Here is a 16,808-nt window from a genome sequence, read left to right on the forward strand (position 1 = left end):
ATAAAGCCATAAGTGGCGTCCGTTTAACGAAAGCGATCTGCGCTAGTTCTCAAATATGCTAAAATCTCCTACTGCTGCTGCTTTCAGCAATAAAGCCTGCCAAACATTACTATAGGCGATGTCTTTGTCTGTTTCTGCCCGGATGAGCACATAAAGCGCCTGTGTTACATCTACCAGGTTAGTCAGTCCGTTTTTATACAATACTGATTTCTGGAGATAGGCATCTGAAGCGGCTTTCACCTGCACGGGTACTTCGCGGTAGTTATCCAGGGCATTCTTTATTTTAATATCGGAAAGGTCCAGTTGTGCGCGGATTTGCTGGTCTGCCAGTTCGTATTCATACGTTAACCCTTTGCTGATCTGCTGTTGCGCCCGTACCTGCCGGGATATGCGGAACGGCTGTGTAATATTCCAGGTAACGCCTACGCCAAACAGGTAGTTGGTACGGGTAGGTTTTACGCCATCCCAGTAGTTGTGGGTGAAATCGGTTTGATCGGTTACATAGCCGCTGCCAAAACCGGAGCCACGCGTCTGTAATAATCCTACCAGTGTAAACGCCGGGTAATAAAGGGTTTTAGCGTACTTCGCCTGTTCATCGCTGAGGGCAATACGGCTTTTATACCATTGCAGCAGCGGATGATTATCCGGGTTAAAACTTTGTTGCGGCAAGGCCGGAATGCGTGTCATATAGGTAGTGTCTACCGTAAACGACCGTGGTGTTACACCCAGTAATTGCGCCAGCTGATTACTTTGTTCCTGTTCAAAATCCCTGGCTTTTGTGAGGGCAATTTTGGCGCTGGAATATTCTGCATTGGCCTGGGAGGAATCTACTCCGGCAATGAGGCCATTCTTCACACGGGTCACTACCACGCGGCGGATGGTGTCTGCGCGTTGCAGGTTTTCTTGGTAGGAACGGGTGAGCTGTTGTGCTGCCACCAGGTTTAAATAAGTGGCCGCCACTTTAATTTTGTGCTTAAAAATCTCTTGTTGCCAGTCTTTATCGTTCTGTGTGGCGGCCGCTACTGCCGTTTTCACCTTTTCTTTTGCTCTGCCAAAGGCAAAGAAGTCCCAGTTGATATTAGTAAGGTATAATGCGCCGAAGGAGGCATTCCAGTTCTGATGATCGAGGGCAGGGCCGGCAGATGCTGCACTGAGGCCGCCGAAGCCATACATCGGGCCGTTTTGACCGTTGATGGTACCATAGTCCTGCTGTACGCCCACGTTGAAATTAGGCAGGTAATCGCGGCGTGCCTGTGACACCTGTTCCCGGGCAGCTGCCGTGTAGCTGGCTTTCGCCTTGATGGTGCCATAATTTGCAACGGCAGTATCAATGGCTTGCTTAAGGGTAAACACCTGTTGTGCACTTGCGTTGTATCCGGTAAGTACCGCTGCAACTGCCAGCAGGCAATATTTTTTACTCCACATGAATAAATAGATTTTACGGTTGAAATTCCCGGAGGGATATCTCATCCGCAAAATGACTGTATCATTTTGAAGGAACTTTGAAGGAAATTCAAAATTGGGATTTTTTTAGGGAGATGGATACCTAAGCAGGCATCTCTGCCGCTGTGGGCAAGGCTTCGCCGTTCATCACAATTGATTCGTCTTCTTTAAAAAAGTAGATATGAATACGATGCCAGCCATTGGCATAGGTATAATCAATGGTATAATTATTTACCTCGCAGATTTGTTTTACGATCGCCAGGCCCAGGCCTATACTATCATTGCTCTGATTACTTTTCTTAAACCGCTGGAATAGCTCGTTGGTAGGGATTTGCGGAGGCAAGCCAGTATTGCTGATACAAAATTCCCGATGGGTCAGCAACAGGTCAATTTGTCCGCCGTCGCGGTTATGGCGGATCGCATTGCTCAGCAGGTTGTTCATCAACATCTCCGCCAGCGCCGGATGAATATTCAGCGGTACGTTTTTATCCAAATGCGTGGACAATTTAATTTCCCGCATCAGGATCCAGTCTTCATAAGTAGCCAGCACGTCTTTGGTGACCCGGCAAAACTTCAGGTTTTCAGTGGTCTTGAATTCCTGGTTTTCCAGCTTGGTCAACAGGATCAGGGAGCGGTTGATATGCGACAGCTTTTCAATGGCATTCTGCATATCCCCTATCAATGCCGCTTGTGTGCTATCGATATTGGTTTCGGAGAGCAATTCTATTTTGCTGCGGATCACTGCCAGCGGTGTTTGCAGCTCATGCGAAGCATTTTCGCTAAATTCTTTCACGGCGGCGTAGTCGTCTATCGCTTTATCCGTCATTTTGCGGAGGAAAGCATTCAGTTCTTTGAATTCGGTGGTACTGGTTTCGGGGAGCTGTATTTTCTTTTTTTGTTTCAGGTCGAAACGGTGGATGGCCTTCATGGTGCGGCGCAACGGGGAAAAGATTTTGCCGGAGATCAGGCGTGCCGTGATAGAAACGGCAATAGTCAGCAGCACCATTTTCCATATTACCGCAGAGAGCATGCCCTGGAATATTTCTTCAGATTTGATGACGTAGTTGAAAGAAGAAATTTTATAATGTTGCGCCCCTACTTCGTAGTAAGAATTCACGGTAATACGGCATTCTTTCTGTCCCAGGTCCTCTGCTACATAGTTATCTTTGGTCACGGTCACCTTTTCGGCAGGTAAAGCACCGGGTAACAGGCTGATTTCAATAGGCCGTCCATGGGTATAACGGTCCGGTTTTTCGCCCGCGAGGAGTTGTTGGGCCACCCGGTCGTTGACGGCCTTCATACGCTCTATTTCCGCCTGATCCAGGTGTTTTTTGATATTATTCCGGGAGATGACCATGGTAATGGGCGTTATCAGGAATACGATACCGATAAACCAAAGCGTTATTTTGTTGAGTAGCTTCATGTTTTGGATGTATTAAACTTATAGCCTAAGCCATATACCGTTTCAATGTAATCTGTTCCTTCCACTGCACTGATCTTCTTTCTCAGGTTTTTTACATGTTGGTAAACGAAATCGAAATTAGCCAGGTTATCGGTATAATCCCCCCAAAGGTGGGCAGCAATAGACTGTCGCGATAATACGCGGTTTTTATTGACCACAAAATACAACAACAGATCAAATTCCTTGCGGGTAACATCCAGCAGGATATCATTTACGGTAGCCTCTACCGTATCTGTATTCAATACTATCTCATTGAAAGTGACGAGGTTATTATTACTCCCTTCCAGTTTTTTCCGGCGGTAAATGGCCCGCAGGCGGGCATGCAGCTCCGGCAGGTGAAAAGGTTTGGTCACGTAATCATCCGCCCCGCCTTCCAGTCCGTTAACCTTGTCATCCAGCGCATCTTTGGCGGAGATAATGAGTACCCCGCTATTGATATTTTCTTTGCGGATGTAGTTCAGCAACTCCAGGCCGTTCCCATCCGGCAGCATGATGTCCAGCAGGATGCAATCGTAGGTAAAAAGCGACAGCTTCTCCCGCGCCGCTTCGAAAGTGTACGCCAGCTCACAGATATACTTTTCGCCGTTGAGATAATCGGATATCCCGCTGGCCAGTTCCTTGTTATCTTCTACAATCAATACTTTCATAAAACATACCCGGTGTGAAGGTGCCATGTAAATTTATAGCAATTTTGAAGTTTTGGAGAGATCGGGCTCCCCTAAAACGAAACATCCCCGCAGCATGGGGCCGCAGGGATGTTTTCCGGAAAAAAAAAGGCTCAGGAACCAAATATCTCTTTCAATTTCTTATTCATGGCTTCATCGTCTTCTCCGCCACCGCCATAGCGACCAATAATCACCCCTTTCGGGTCTATCAGTATCTTGGTCGGCAGGGAATGAATGCCGTAGTAATCGCTTACATCTTCCGGGTTAGGCAGGTTCTTTTCGCGTTTACCCCAGTCGAGCCCACGGAGTACATGCCGCCAGATGCCGATACCATCCTGGTTCACGGCCTTCTTCCAGGCATCATGGTTGGAATCGTCGTCAGAGATCCCGATGATTTCAAAGCCTTTGGTGCTGTATTTACCATACAACTCTTTCAAATGCGGATTGCCTTTGCGGCAAGGACCGCACCAGCTGGCCCAGAAGTCCAGCATCACGTATTTGCCTTTATAATCCGCCAGGTTGATGGTTTTGCCATCGATATCTGTTTTGGTGAATTCATGTGCCACACTGCCCGGAGAGCCGGCACGCAAGCCATCCAGTTCTTTCCTGATTTCAACACCATCAAGGCTCTGCTGCATGGCCGGCGACATTTTAGCGTAATAGGCTTCGCCTTCTGACAACGGCATATTACTTACGCGGTAACGCAATAGCTGTGCAGATACATATGCATTGGGGTTTTGATCGAGGAAGGCCTTATCAATTTTCTCCATTTCATCGTAGTAAGGCTCCATTTGCTCTTTTATTTTGTCGAGTTTTGTTTTGTAAGACTCGAGTACCGCCTCTGGCTTCTTTGCCCTGCTCGCAGTGATGTATTCGTTATTGAGCTTATTGAAGGCATCGGACAATGGCTTCAACTTCTTTTGCACCGGAGCGCGGGCTGCGGTCAGTTTATCCTGGTCTGCCTGCGACTGTGAGCCGGTGAGCTTTGCATCTTTCAGCTTGCCGGTGGCCGATTTCAGTTGCATAGGGGCGGCGTCCATAAAAAACGAGGTGAAGTCCCCTTCTCCATACATGGCCGCTTTCTTATCGAGGTACATCCGGCCTTCTACCGGCTGTACCAACTGCCCCTGGAAAGTAAATTTTCCGTTTTTAGACATCGCGCTATCTGTCCGGTATTGCTCTCCGCCCCTGGCATAGCTGAGGTATACGTAGCGGTTGGGCAGTCCTTTAATATCTCCCTTCAGGGTAAATGGTTGTTGTTGTTGTGCCATGGCAGATACCTGTAACAGTACCAGTGGCGCAGCGAAAAAAATATGTTTCATGCGTTTTATTTTGATGGATGATTATTTAAGTATAGCTGCCAGTTCAGTGTGCAACTTAGCGCCCCTTAACTCTTTCGCGATAATGATACCTTGCGGATCTATCAGGAAAGAGCAGGGAATAGCCTGGATTCCGTACTGTTGGGCCACTTCATTGCGGAAGCCTTTCAGGTCAGACACCTGCATCCAGGGCATACCATCTTTCGCAATGGCTTCTTTCCATTTATCGGCTTTGTCATCGAGTGATACGCCTACGACGGTGAAGTTTTTGTCTTTGAAATTGTTGTAGGCTTTCAGCACGTTGGGATTCTCTGCGCGACAAGGACCGCACCAGCTGGCCCAGAAATCGAGCAGTACATATTTGCTTTTGTAATCGGATAAGCGCACGGGTTTACCGTTTACGTCTGCCTGGGTGAAATCAATCATGGGCTGACCGATAGCGCTTTTCTTAATAACGGCTAATCTTGCTGCGATTCGTTTACCTACCCCTGTTTGCTGTGCAGTGGGTGATAATAATTTGTATACGCTATCCACTGGTGCATATTCTCCGAAGGTAGCCATCTCTGATACGAGATCAAGGCTTACCGGGCTTTCCGGATGTGCTTTAATATACGCCACGGAGCGGGCCCTGTTCTGTGCCCGTAAAGCTTCGATCTGGTTTTCCAGTGCTAATTCAGCGGTATCGTTACCTTGTACGGTCTGGTATTTTGAATAAAGGGTATCCCGCTGTGCAGAGAGGTCTTCCACCGATTTTTGATATGCTTTATAGGCATCCTGGGAAGCGGAGCCGGTAACCTGCAACTGATCTACAGAGTCGATGTTGCCTTTGATGGTTACTGCTGCATTTTCCATGAATACATCTATATAGCGGGAAGATGTCATGATATAAATCTTCTGCGGTTCGTTCATGTTCCCGGTCCAGGTAAACTGTCCGTCTTTTACCCGTACCGTATCTGTTTTAGCCGAATCCGCTACGGGGACAGAAATATACACCACCGAATCTTTTAGCCCGGTGATGGCAGCGGTAATACTGGCCACCGGCGGTTGTGGCTGATGGCAGGCGACGGCGAGCAAGGCGGCCGCTGTGAGTAATTTTGTGTGGATCTTCATATTGACTTATTATGTGGTTAATTATTTCTGATAACCAGGATTTTGCTCCCCGATAGCTGGATTCGACAGGAATTCATCATGCGGAATGGGCAAAATATATTTGATGATATCATTAGCAGTAGGACGCAATTCCTGGATCAACGCTGGTGGAAGTCGCAATAAGGCCAGCCATTCCTGCCCATCTTCTCCTACCAGGTTCCTGGAGGTTTCCAGGTACAATTGTTTCAGCATATCATTTGTGCTGGTAGCATTGTCTACGACTGTGAAATCTGTTACACCGGCATGTGCCATGATATTTTTGAGGATATCACGGGCAGTGGAGATATTACCACCACTACGTACAATGGCTTCTGCCTTGAGCAGGTATACTTCCGACAGGCGGATGGCATACGCTGTTTCAGAGATTGGCGTAGGTTTATTTCCTTCCCGGATGTACTTCAGGAAATAATAGGTACCGTCTGAATAGCGATTGGCGGAACCCACCATCCAGGCCCCACGGGGATCATTTTTCAGCAAGTCTTTCAGTGCAGTTTTTGCCACATACAGGGAGGACGCCCCGGGCCAGTATTGGGCGCCAAGCACATAGTAATAACTTTCCTGGTTTTGTTGCGGCTTGATACCCAGGATTACTTCAGTGCTGGATAATCCCCTGGTATAAAAAATGTCCTTCATCTGCGGCTCCAGGGCATATCCGCTCTTAAGGATAATGCTGTCGGCCAGCGCAATGATCTGTGGATAGTCTGCCTGTTGCCCGTGACTCATCAACACCCGCATTTTCAATGCCATAGCGGCCCAGCGGGTGGCATAAAACGCTTTGTTCTGTGCCGGCCCATTGGTGATGGCATCATCCAGATCGGTCAGGATGGACGTATAACTGTCTTTCACGGAACTGCGCGCCTTTGCTATCTCCCCTACTGTTACAAATTCATCCCGCAGCAAAGCTCCGTAGGGACTATTTAAATCGAACCAACGTCCAAAATAACTCAACAGCTTAAAATGGCTGTAAGCACGGAGGAACCGGGCTTCTGCCAGTATTTCCTTTTTCCGGTTGCCGGTAAATCCATTGTCGTTGAGTGCGGTCACACCTTTAATGACGCCATTGGCGGCATTGATGATCTGATAGGAAGAAGTCCAGTATATATCGGAGAAAAAAGAACCCACATAATTATTCAGCTCTGCACGATCTTCTCCATAGCCATAGCCCATATATCCTGCAAATACAGCGGGAGGCACTTCATGCTCCATCCATTTTGTTACATTATTGCCCGCATCTACATTAGCAAAGCGGTAATAAACACCATTCAATGCAATTTCAGAGGTGCGCTGGTCGAGGATGGTATTACCATCAACTTTCGCATTTTCCGGTAACTTTCCTAATTCCTTTTTGCAGGACGCTCCTGTGACCAACACCGCACCCAGCATTACATATATGATCCTTTTCATAAAATCTTTTTTGTTGTTTTAAAATCCAAAACGAAGACCGATATTATATTGCTTCGTAGTGGGAAACGTGCTCACATCCGTGCTACCATTGATTAAACTGTAAGGATTGTTGCTTACTTCCGGATCAGGACCCGGGTATTTGGTAATGGTGAATAAGTTGGTAGCGGAAGCGTACATCGATGCTTCCCGGATATGCAGCGAGCGGGCTACTTTCACCGGCAACTGGTACGTCAGCGTAATAGATTTTAGTTTGAGATAGGAACCATCATACACATCATTGCTGGAAGTTTGCGTAACATTTTCTCCTAGCAGCAACCGTGGACGGTCGTTGCCGGGATGTTCGGGCGTCCAGCGTCCTTTGATCCGGACACCTCTGTTAGCATAGCTATCGAACGATTTGTTTTGAATATCTGTCAGGTATAGTAACTGTCCACCATAAGAGAACGTGGTCAGGGCAATCAGGCTGAAATTCTTATAGGTAAATGTATTGGTGAGCCCTCCAAAAAATTTAGGTTGAGATTTACCAATCACGTCACTTTTGTAGAAGCCGGTTTCGTCTATTTCATACATGGGATCGCCAATGCCCAGGTAAGGCGCCATATATTCAGCATAGGTAAATACTTTTTTATAATCGTCCAGTTGCTGCTTATTTTGAATGATCCCTTTAAATTTATAGCCATAGAAAAGGCCCAGCGGCTCTCCTTTTCTAACAATCATATTCCCTTGTATATAGGAGTCGATGGATCCTGCATCGGTGAAGTCGTGCGTGATATCGGTTACCTTACTTCTGTTGCCGGATACATTCAGGGCGCCACTCCATTGGAAACGTTTGTGTTTTATAAAGTCCATGCGCAGATCCAGCTCCAGCCCTTTGTTATTAATCGTAGCGAAATTGGAAATCACGTTGTTGTAAGACGAGCTGGGAGCCAGTTGGGTGGCCATTAACAAGCCGGTCGTATTTTTTTCATAGTAGCCTAACACCCCACGCAGGCGGGAACCAAACATTTCAAAATCCAGTCCCAGGTCTTTCTGCAGGGTAGACTCCCATTTGATTTTATCGTTGCCCAATTGTGTTGGTACCAATGCATTTACACCACCGTAAGATCCGGGTGTATATAAGGTATAATACAGGTTGTCGCCAAAGTTTTGCGTACCGGTATATCCTCCGCTGGCTCTCAGTTTCAGCTCATTCAGCCAGGTAACGCCTTTCATAAACGGTTCTTCTGAAATACGCCAGGCCACCCCTCCGGAAGGAAAGTAACCTACCCGGTTATGCGCAGGGAATTTGGAAGACGCATCAGAACGACCGGTGAAAGTAAGCAGGTATCTTTCTTTGAAAGCATAGTTAGCACGTGCATAAAAGCTCAGCAGAGCATTCTGGCCGGAAGTACCGGTACTGGGTAAAGTAACCGCCGCAGAAGAAAGATTATTGAGGTATTTATCATCCGGAAAACCTTGTCCGCTGGCAGAGAAAGAATTAAAACGATATTTCTGCCAGGAGGTTCCGCCTAACAGTGTTAACCGGTTGTTTTCATTAAACTGTTTATCCCACGTGAGGGTGTTTTCAAAAAACAGGTTCACTTCTTCTGTTTGCGCCTGTGATCCGGTGCCACCATTGGAATCGTCCACACCATTGGGAGAGGCAATCACCGCAGCGCTGGGCACGTAGTTCAGCTGGTGATAATTGTTGTAGTTCACCGAAAGCGTAGACCGGAATTTCAGGTCTTTCAGCACATCATAATCGCCGGATAATGATCCCAACAACGAAGATGTTTTTCCCTGGTTGATACCATCTAACAGGATCAACGGATTTTGGTTTCCCTGGTAATCATAGCCGCCAATTTGCGAGCCGAGGAAACGGTAGTAAGACCCATCGGGATTACGCGCCGGCAAAGTAGGCGGGGCGAAAAATGCGGCGGGATATACGCCGTTGGTAATGCTATTCTTCGTGAAGCCGTAGTCCAGGTTGGTGATGATGCGCAGCTTACTGGTAATTTCATTATCCAGGCTTATCTTACCGGAGATGCGGGAAAAATCTGTTCCCAGCACCACTCCATTTTGTTTATTATAAGCCAGCGAGGTATAGTACCGGGAGCCGGATCCTCCGCCACGCACAGAGACATCTGCATTCTGCGAAGAAGCGTTGCGTAATACCAGGCTTAACCAATCGGTGTTGGCGGTACCTAAACTGGCGGGATTATTCAGGACATTATTAGCTTTAGTACTGGGCGGATCACCGGCCAGTGCCCGGGCGTCATTCAGGTTTTTAGCGGCCTCCGTTAATAGAGAGATATAGTCTTTTGCATTGAGTAACTTTTCTTTTATCGCTGTACTCAAACCAGCATAGTAGTTCACTTCCAAAATCGGTTTTTGATTCAGCTTCCCTTTTTTGGTGGTGATGATGATCACGCCATTGGCTGCTTTGGAGCCATAGATCGCTGTAGCAGAAGCATCTTTCAGGATGTCGATGCTTTCAATATCATTGATATTTAAACCGGCGAGGCTGTTTAACCCGCGGGAGAAAGAACCGCTGACAGAGCTATTGGGATCATCGTTCCCTGCCCTTTCTATGGGATTTACGGCTTCCGCCTGGTTTTGTATATACCTGTTCTGAATAGTTACCTGTACCCCATCGATGATATACAGCGGATCATTTCCACCCAACAGGGAGGTACCGCCACGGATACGGATTTTAGCCACACCACCGGGAGAGCCGTCGGATTGCGTTACCTGTACGCCTGCGGCTTTACCACTGAGCGCCTGATCGATGCTGGTAAAAGGTACATTCTTCACTTCGTCTACATTCACGGAAGCAACGGAGCCGGTGAGGTCTTTTCTTTTGGTACTGCCATAACCTACTACCACGTATTGATTCAGGTCATCTACTTTAGTTTTCAGTTCTATTTCAATGGTTTGCTTACCGCCTGTGTTGAGGCTTTGGGATTCAAAGCCTACACAGGAGATCATTAATACAGAGCGGGAGCCGGCATTGTGCAACACAAAATAACCCGCCTGATCTGTGATAGCGGCAATGTTGCTGCCTTTCACCCGCACGGTGGCACCGGGTACGGGTTGTCCTTTGTTATCCACGATTTTTCCGCGGATATCTTCCGGTGGGGCCAGATCACCATCTGTGTTATGTTCCGGGTTAGTGGTGACCTTCCTGGAAATAACGATGGTGTTGCCTTCGATGTCGAAACTAAGCGGCTTGTCCTGCAAAAGTTTAGCCAGGGCTACTTTCAGTGGCATCTCTTTGAAGTTGGCCGACACGGGAGTGACATCTGACAAGTCTTTGCTCCGGTAAAAAAAGACGTACCCGGTTTGTTGTTTGATAACAGTAAATACCTGCTGTAGTGGCATTTCTTTGCAGGTAACAGTTACCGTTTGTGATACTCCACTGGCACAAACGTGCAAAGCCAGCACCGTTAATAAAACTGCGGTCATTCTCATTACTCGCCAGATTTTGGTTACATAATCAGTCCCTGGTTGAGGGGACTCGCTGTGAACAAGTGAACCAACCAATAGCGCGGATCTCCCACGCAGGTTGCGAACAACATTAATTTTCATACCTTAGATTGGTTTTTGGTTGACAAATGTTTCTCACCCACCTTTTACAGGCAGTAGTGAAAAGCTTTCCTAAACAGGGTTAACCATTTTCTAAAACCTGGTGCGGACGCCAATCTTGACACCAGGTTTTTTTTATGGATGAACATAAGATCTCCTTGTCCGGTGGACCTCATTACTTCATAACATGATTACGGATAGTTGTCTGTGCCGGCGTTGGTTTGCGCCGTCACATGGTTGGTTTGCTGATATTGGTGGTATCAGCGGTGGTTGGTATTTGATTTAGATGTTAGTTATGGATAAATAATAATCCGTCTGCCCTCCTCTACCTTAAAGTTTATTTTCGCCTGCGATAAAACTTTCAACAGTTGCTCCTGCGTAAGGCTTCTGCCTATCTCTCCTGTAAAAGTACCTTCTGGTACCCGGTCATTATACCTCACTTCTATATTATACCATCTCGATAATTGCCGCATTACTGTGGGGATATCTGCCTCATCAAAAGAGAAATATCCATTCTTCCACGCGATGGCATTCGTAGCATCCACTCTTTTTACTTCGTTGGTGATGTCCCCGGTTTGGCTTACCCTGGATTGTTTGCCGGGCATCAGCAGTTTCGCCGTGCTACCTGCTCTTACCAGCACGGCGCCTTCCAGCAGCGTGGTGTTGATGGTGCTTTCATCTTCGTACGCGTTGATATTAAAATGCGTACCCAGCACCAACACCTCCATCCGGTTCACTTTCACCGTGAAGGGGCGTGCCGCATCCGTGGCTACTTCAAAGTAGGCTTCTCCCGTAATGCTTACATTTCTTTCCTTCCCTGCAAAAGCAGTAGGATAGCTGATGGAAGAACTAGCATTCAGCCATACCTCTGTACCATCCGGCAACGTAATTTTATATTGCCCTCCACGCGGCGTACGGAGCACGTTGTAGGCCACTCCTGCTCCTGCGGCTGTATTATTTTTATACACGATTTGCCCGTGTGTTGTTTTCTCCACTTTGGTATTGCCCTGCACCGTTAAAACACCCGTTCCGGCACTGTCCAGGTTTACCACGGTGCCATCTGCCAGTGTCAGTGTGGCTTTGTCGCCACCCGGCAAAATAGGCTGCGCTTTAGCCACCACCGCCGTTTTTCTGCCAGACTGCCAGGCGTAAAAACCCGCGCCTGCTGATAACAACAGTAATACCGCTGCGGCCACTTTCCAGTTGAAACGTTGCACAGGCACCAGCTTCCTCCCTACAGCAGGCTGTGTTGCCGCTTGCAGGCGTTGGCGCATCCGCGCTTCCAGCAGCGCTTCCGTTTCGTTGTCTTCCCCTATCAAATGAACGGTCAGCGACTGTTCATCATAGGCATTATACCATTGCAGTAACTCCTCCTTCTCCTCATCACTGGCCGCTCCGGCAAGGTACTTTTTTGACAGTAAAGCCAGTTCATTCGTATTCATCCGTGTTTGTAATTTACAGGTGCTATATAGTTAAGTCTGGTAAAAAGAGCGTTACCCTACCTCTGTAGAAAAAAAATTTGGAAAGAGGGGGGCAACAAATCAGAACAAGGCATGAAAATAATTCCGGAACTGGAGACGCAGGCGTTGCAATGCCTTACTGATATGCTTTTCCACGGCTTTCTCGGAGATATTGAGTTCCGTGGCTATTTCCCGGTTAGAGAGTCCTTTATTGCGGCTATAGTCAAATACGATCCGGCATTTTTCGGGCAACTGTTTCAGCTGCTCCTGCATAGATTGCTGAAGAAAATGGAGCTGGGCGGTGTCATCTGTTACCGCCTGAACAGCTTCCGGCAAGGCCTCCACGGTGGTAACCGGCACCAGTTTGGATAATTGGGTAAAAACGGCATACCGGCTGGCAGTAGCCAGGTAGGCAGGTAAAGACCGGATAATGGTTTGCCCTCTGCGCTGCCACAATCCCGTGAGCACATCCTGCACCACATCTTCCGCCAGCTCGCGGGAGCGTAAACGATCATATGCCAACACATACAGGCGTTTCCAATACCTGTTATAAATTTCTGTAAAGGCGTTGTGATCATCATCGCTCATCATCTGCACCAGCGTGTCATCTCCATAATGGGCGTAATCGGTCATCATCTCTAGCGTAATACTTTTATGGCCGGCAATAATGAATGGTTGATCAATGAATGTTCACCTGATATCTCAAAGCTAACGTTTCATCCAAATAGAAACAATACCCTGACTATGTAATAATACGATTTATCGCGGAAAGTACGCACGAAAAAGCCCCTGAGCGGTTTTTTGTCTTGTTCAGGATTATACTGATTATACTGATTTTATTTTTTGATTAAAAAAGATGAGAAGCGAATATTTGCTATTATCTCCTTAAAAAATCAAAAAAATAAAATCAGTATAATCAGTATAATCCTGAACAAGACAAAAAACCGCTCAGAGGCCTAAATAATAAGAAATTTACCTATTTAATTTCTGCCAGCATCTCTTTCACGGCTGCTTCCAGCTGTGCGTCTTCACCCGCCAGGAATTCTTCATAGCGGAGTGGTACGCGGATATCCGGCTCCACCTGTAAATTTTCTGTAGGACGGCCTTCTTTTCCGATGGTAGCCACCATCGGAATACCAAATACCAGGGTTGGATCTATCTGGGTTTCCCACCATACAGCCGTACCGGTGCCCGGTACAGGCATACCAATGAGTTTACCGATATTCCCTTGTTTATATACATATGGGAAGATGAATGCATCGCTGTAGTTCCCTTCACTCATCAGCACACAGCTCGGCTCCTGCCATTTGGTACCTGGCTCTCCTCTTTTGAGTTCATGACCCTGTGGTGCAAATTTCAGGTAGCTTTTACCACCGAGGAAATTATACAGATCGTCGTGCAACCATCCACCGCCATTGAAACGGGTGTCTACAATCAGGGCTTTCTTTTCCCGGTTGCGGCCCATGGCATCATCATACACGGTGCGGAAGCTGGCGTCGTTCATACCTTGTACATGTACATATCCTACTTTACCATTGCTGAGTTTATCTACCATTTCGCGGGTACGGGCTACCCAACGTTTGTACATCAGGGCATTTTCTTCACCGCCGCTGATAGGTTTCACCGTTTCTTCCCAACGCGTTTTGGTATCCGGGCTGTAAATGCTAACAAGTACGTTGTTGCCTGTTTTGCGGTTCAGCAGTGATGCCCAGTCAGATTTATCTGTAATGCTTTCCCCATCTATTTTCTCAATGATATCGCCTTTCTTCATTTTGCTGATGGCTTTATCAAACGGACCACCGGGAATCACATCTTCTACTTTCAGTCCGTCGGCGGTGGATTTCTCGTCGTATAACAATCCCAGTGCCGCGGTGTTGTCGCCATTCACCGGTTGCGGCGAATAACGGCCACCTGTATGCGAACCATTCAGTTCACCCAGCATTTCACTGAGCAGTTCTTCAAAGTCGTAGTTGTTGCTGATATAAGGCAGGAAACGGGCGTAGTTATCGCCATAACTTTTCCAGTCCATGTTGCGTAGTGTAGGATCATAGAATTTCTCTTTCACCTGTTTCCATGCATGCCAGAAAATATATTTGCGTTCTTCTTCCTGGTTAAGCGACAACTCCGTGCTGATAGATACCGGTGTTATTTTTCCGCTGCCGGTTTCTACTTTCACCACGCTGCCCCTGTTGCTAACAAAGAGGGTGTTGCCATCTTTACTCAGCGCAATGCTGCCCGGAGAACCACCCAGTTTGGCGAGAATCTTTGTTTCTCCTGTTCTGGGCTCTGTTACCCACAGGTCATACCCTTTCTCAAAAGCAGCCATGTAATACAGTTTGCTGGCATCTTTGCTCAGCACATAATCAGCGATGGAGGCGCTGTTAATGGTTAATTTTACTCTCCTGTTTTCCAGGTTATTGAAATCGGGCTGGAAACCTTTTTTGCTGTCGGCAGAATCTTTCGCTTTCAGGGTAGAATCTTTGGCTGATTTACCACCGGTGGCTTCTTTTTCTTTCAGGAGGTTAAACTCATCTTTCGACAATTTATATTTATCGTATGCTTCCTGGTCGAAGAATACGCCGAAGATGTCTACTTCGCGGCTGCCTTGATTGGCGAACGATTTACGTCCTTCGCGGTCGCTGGTCCAGGTGAGCATTTTACCTTCTGCCGCCCATTTGCTGTTATTTTCGCCAAAACCACTGCGTACCGGGTAAACGGATGTTCCTTTTCCATCTGCGGGTATCAACGCAGCATTGGCGTAGAAGAAGTTACCCTGTGCATCATCGGTCAGGATCCATTTGCTGTCCGGGCTCCATTCGAAGCTCCAGTCGCCATCCGAATAAGAGTAGTTATGGCCTTCCGGCAACAGCGTGCGGGTTTTCCCGGAAGCGATGTTGAATACTTTCAACACATTCCGGTTTTCTATGTAGGCTATTTCTTTGCCATCGGGTGAAAACTGGGGTTGGAACTCCTCTGCGGCGGTGGCGATTACCGGTTCTTCTTTCAGCAGGGTAGCCGCAAAAAAGTAAGGTTCTTCTTTGCGTACTTTGGTAGTCTGGTAGATATCCCAGTTACCATTACGTTCTGCCGCATAGACCAGTTTCTTACCATCGGGCGACCAGGCCACCATTCTTTCCTGTTGTGGGGTATTGGTGATGCGCTTGGTGATATTTCCTTCCACGCTGGTAACGAATACTTCGCCGCGTGCAATGAAAGCCATTTCTTTACCATCCGGGCTCATGGCAAACTCCGTGGTATTGCCGCTCACCGGTACATTTTTCACGATGGCGGCACGGCCATCGTTGAAGATATTGATGGCGAGCTTACGGGGTTGTTCCCCTTCTTTCAGCGTATATATTTCCCCGTTATTGGTAAAGCACAGGGTATTATTATCTGCTTTAGACAGGTTACGTACAGGATGTTTGGTAAAGCTGGTCAGCTGTTGCATGTTGCCGTTAGCGGTCAGCGACGATTTGAAGAGATTCTGGGAAATACCGCCTTTTTCGCTGAGATAATAAATATCGTTGCCATTACCGAAAACAGGCTCTCTGTCTTCCCCTTCATAGGCAGACACTTTTTCATAGCTGCCTTTGGCTACATCCATGACCCATATATCCCTGGTAACAGCAGATACGTGGTGTTTACGCATCGGATCTTCATAGCCTTTGCGGTCCTGGAAAATAATTTTGTTACCCGCTTTGTTGTAGTGTGCCACATCTGCGCCGGCAGCACTGACTAACACAGAACGTCCACCGGTAACGGGTACCGTGTACATGTTTCTGAAAATACGATAGGGAAACCTGACGCTGGCGGCGGGTGCGTTACGGGTGCTTCCAAAAAGTACCTGTTTGTTGTCCGGGGTAAAGTCGTACGGGAAATCCGGGGCGCTGTTGCTGGTCAACCTGACCGGGGTGCCACCGGTAGCGGGCATTACAAACACATCAAAGTTGCCGTATCGGTCGCTGGCGAAGGCAATATATTTACCGTCATGGCTCCATATGGGCATCATGTCGTGGGCTTCGTGGATGGTCAGCGGTACTGCTACCCCACCTTTGACGTCAACCCGGTAAATATCGCCTTTATAGCCGAAGGCGATGGTGTTGCCATCCGGAGATATAGCGGGATTTCTCAGCCACAGGGCATTTTCCTGGGCATAGGTGGTAACCGCCATCAACATGGCGGCACACCCAAATAAAAGTTTCTTCATAAGCGCGATTTAGTGCTGTTGCTTAACGGCTAACAAGCCGATGCTCCAAAGTAAAAAAAAGCGCTGCGCTTTACAAACATGATAGGGACAAGTGGACAGAAACAATTGCCGAAGGCGGAAAGCAGAAAGCGAAAA

At 47.5% G+C, this 16,808-nt stretch carries 10 protein-coding genes; all 10 read right to left on the minus strand.

Translation table 11 applies throughout. The features are described from left to right. Positions 1-42: 42 nt before the first annotated feature. The 10 genes from AC5ZC7_RS15845 to AC5ZC7_RS15890 all read right to left on the minus strand — a co-directional run bounded on the left by AC5ZC7_RS15845 (position 43) and on the right by AC5ZC7_RS15890 (position 16,673). Positions 43-1,425, minus strand: coding sequence for a TolC family protein (locus AC5ZC7_RS15845; protein ID WP_496157948.1), 1,383 nt, complete (start codon positions 1,423-1,425; stop codon positions 43-45). A gap of 121 nt (positions 1,426-1,546) precedes the next feature. Next, positions 1,547-2,866 carry a PorY family sensor histidine kinase gene (locus AC5ZC7_RS15850; RefSeq protein ID WP_496157947.1) on the minus strand — a complete coding sequence of 440 codons (1,320 nt, stop codon included), beginning with the start codon at positions 2,864-2,866 and terminating at the stop codon, positions 1,547-1,549. Further along, positions 2,863-3,579, minus strand: a complete 717-nt coding sequence (locus AC5ZC7_RS15855) for a response regulator (RefSeq protein WP_496157946.1) — start codon at positions 3,577-3,579, stop codon at positions 2,863-2,865. The genes AC5ZC7_RS15850 and AC5ZC7_RS15855 overlap by 4 nt, the downstream gene beginning before the upstream one ends. Positions 3,580-3,683: 104 nt before the next feature. Further along, complete coding sequence (locus tag AC5ZC7_RS15860) at positions 3,684-4,892, minus strand: redoxin domain-containing protein (protein WP_496157945.1); 1,209 nt, start codon at positions 4,890-4,892, stop codon at positions 3,684-3,686. Positions 4,893-4,913: 21 nt separating this feature from the next. Beyond that, the gene (locus AC5ZC7_RS15865) at positions 4,914-5,999 is read right to left on the minus strand and encodes a redoxin domain-containing protein (protein WP_496157944.1); all 1,086 of its coding nucleotides are present in this window, start codon (positions 5,997-5,999) and stop codon (positions 4,914-4,916) included. A gap of 21 nt (positions 6,000-6,020) precedes the next feature. Next, positions 6,021-7,442, minus strand: a complete 1,422-nt coding sequence (locus AC5ZC7_RS15870; RefSeq protein ID WP_496157943.1) for a RagB/SusD family nutrient uptake outer membrane protein — start codon at positions 7,440-7,442, stop codon at positions 6,021-6,023. A gap of 18 nt (positions 7,443-7,460) precedes the next feature. Continuing rightward, the gene (locus AC5ZC7_RS15875; RefSeq protein WP_496157942.1) at positions 7,461-10,892 is read right to left on the minus strand and encodes a SusC/RagA family TonB-linked outer membrane protein; all 3,432 of its coding nucleotides are present in this window, start codon (positions 10,890-10,892) and stop codon (positions 7,461-7,463) included. 407 nt (positions 10,893-11,299) lie between these two features. Next, entirely contained in the window at positions 11,300-12,448 is a 1,149-nt protein-coding gene (locus AC5ZC7_RS15880; protein WP_496157941.1) for a FecR domain-containing protein, read from the minus strand. A gap of 99 nt (positions 12,449-12,547) precedes the next feature. Then, positions 12,548-13,102 (minus strand): sigma-70 family RNA polymerase sigma factor, encoded by a 555-nt coding sequence (locus AC5ZC7_RS15885; protein ID WP_496157940.1) that lies wholly within the window; start codon positions 13,100-13,102, stop codon positions 12,548-12,550. Between the two features lie 340 nt (positions 13,103-13,442). Then, positions 13,443-16,673: a S41 family peptidase gene (locus AC5ZC7_RS15890; protein ID WP_496157939.1), complete on the minus strand. Its 3,231-nt coding sequence runs from the start codon at positions 16,671-16,673 to the stop codon at positions 13,443-13,445. Positions 16,674-16,808: the final 135 nt, after the last annotated feature.

The sequence above is a fragment of the Chitinophaga sp. 9-1-y genome (assembly GCF_059511905.2).

What these genes read in the sequence shown, in the direction of transcription:
- AC5ZC7_RS15875 (WP_496157942.1), bottom strand. Translation starts at nt 10,892, where the DNA reads ATGAGAATGACCGCAGTTTTATTAACGGTGCTGGCTTTGCACGTTTGT.
- AC5ZC7_RS15890 (WP_496157939.1), bottom strand. Translation starts at nt 16,673, where the DNA reads ATGAAGAAACTTTTATTTGGGTGTGCCGCCATGTTGATGGCGGTTACC.
- AC5ZC7_RS15855 (WP_496157946.1), bottom strand. Translation starts at nt 3,579, where the DNA reads ATGGCACCTTCACACCGGGTATGTTTTATGAAAGTATTGATTGTAGAA.
- AC5ZC7_RS15865 (WP_496157944.1), bottom strand. Translation starts at nt 5,999, where the DNA reads ATGAAGATCCACACAAAATTACTCACAGCGGCCGCCTTGCTCGCCGTC.
- AC5ZC7_RS15870 (WP_496157943.1), bottom strand. Translation starts at nt 7,442, where the DNA reads ATGAAAAGGATCATATATGTAATGCTGGGTGCGGTGTTGGTCACAGGA.
- AC5ZC7_RS15850 (WP_496157947.1), bottom strand. Translation starts at nt 2,866, where the DNA reads ATGAAGCTACTCAACAAAATAACGCTTTGGTTTATCGGTATCGTATTC.
- AC5ZC7_RS15845 (WP_496157948.1), bottom strand. Translation starts at nt 1,425, where the DNA reads ATGTGGAGTAAAAAATATTGCCTGCTGGCAGTTGCAGCGGTACTTACC.
- AC5ZC7_RS15885 (WP_496157940.1), bottom strand. Translation starts at nt 13,102, where the DNA reads ATGATGACCGATTACGCCCATTATGGAGATGACACGCTGGTGCAGATG.
- AC5ZC7_RS15880 (WP_496157941.1), bottom strand. Translation starts at nt 12,448, where the DNA reads ATGAATACGAATGAACTGGCTTTACTGTCAAAAAAGTACCTTGCCGGA.
- AC5ZC7_RS15860 (WP_496157945.1), bottom strand. Translation starts at nt 4,892, where the DNA reads ATGAAACATATTTTTTTCGCTGCGCCACTGGTACTGTTACAGGTATCT.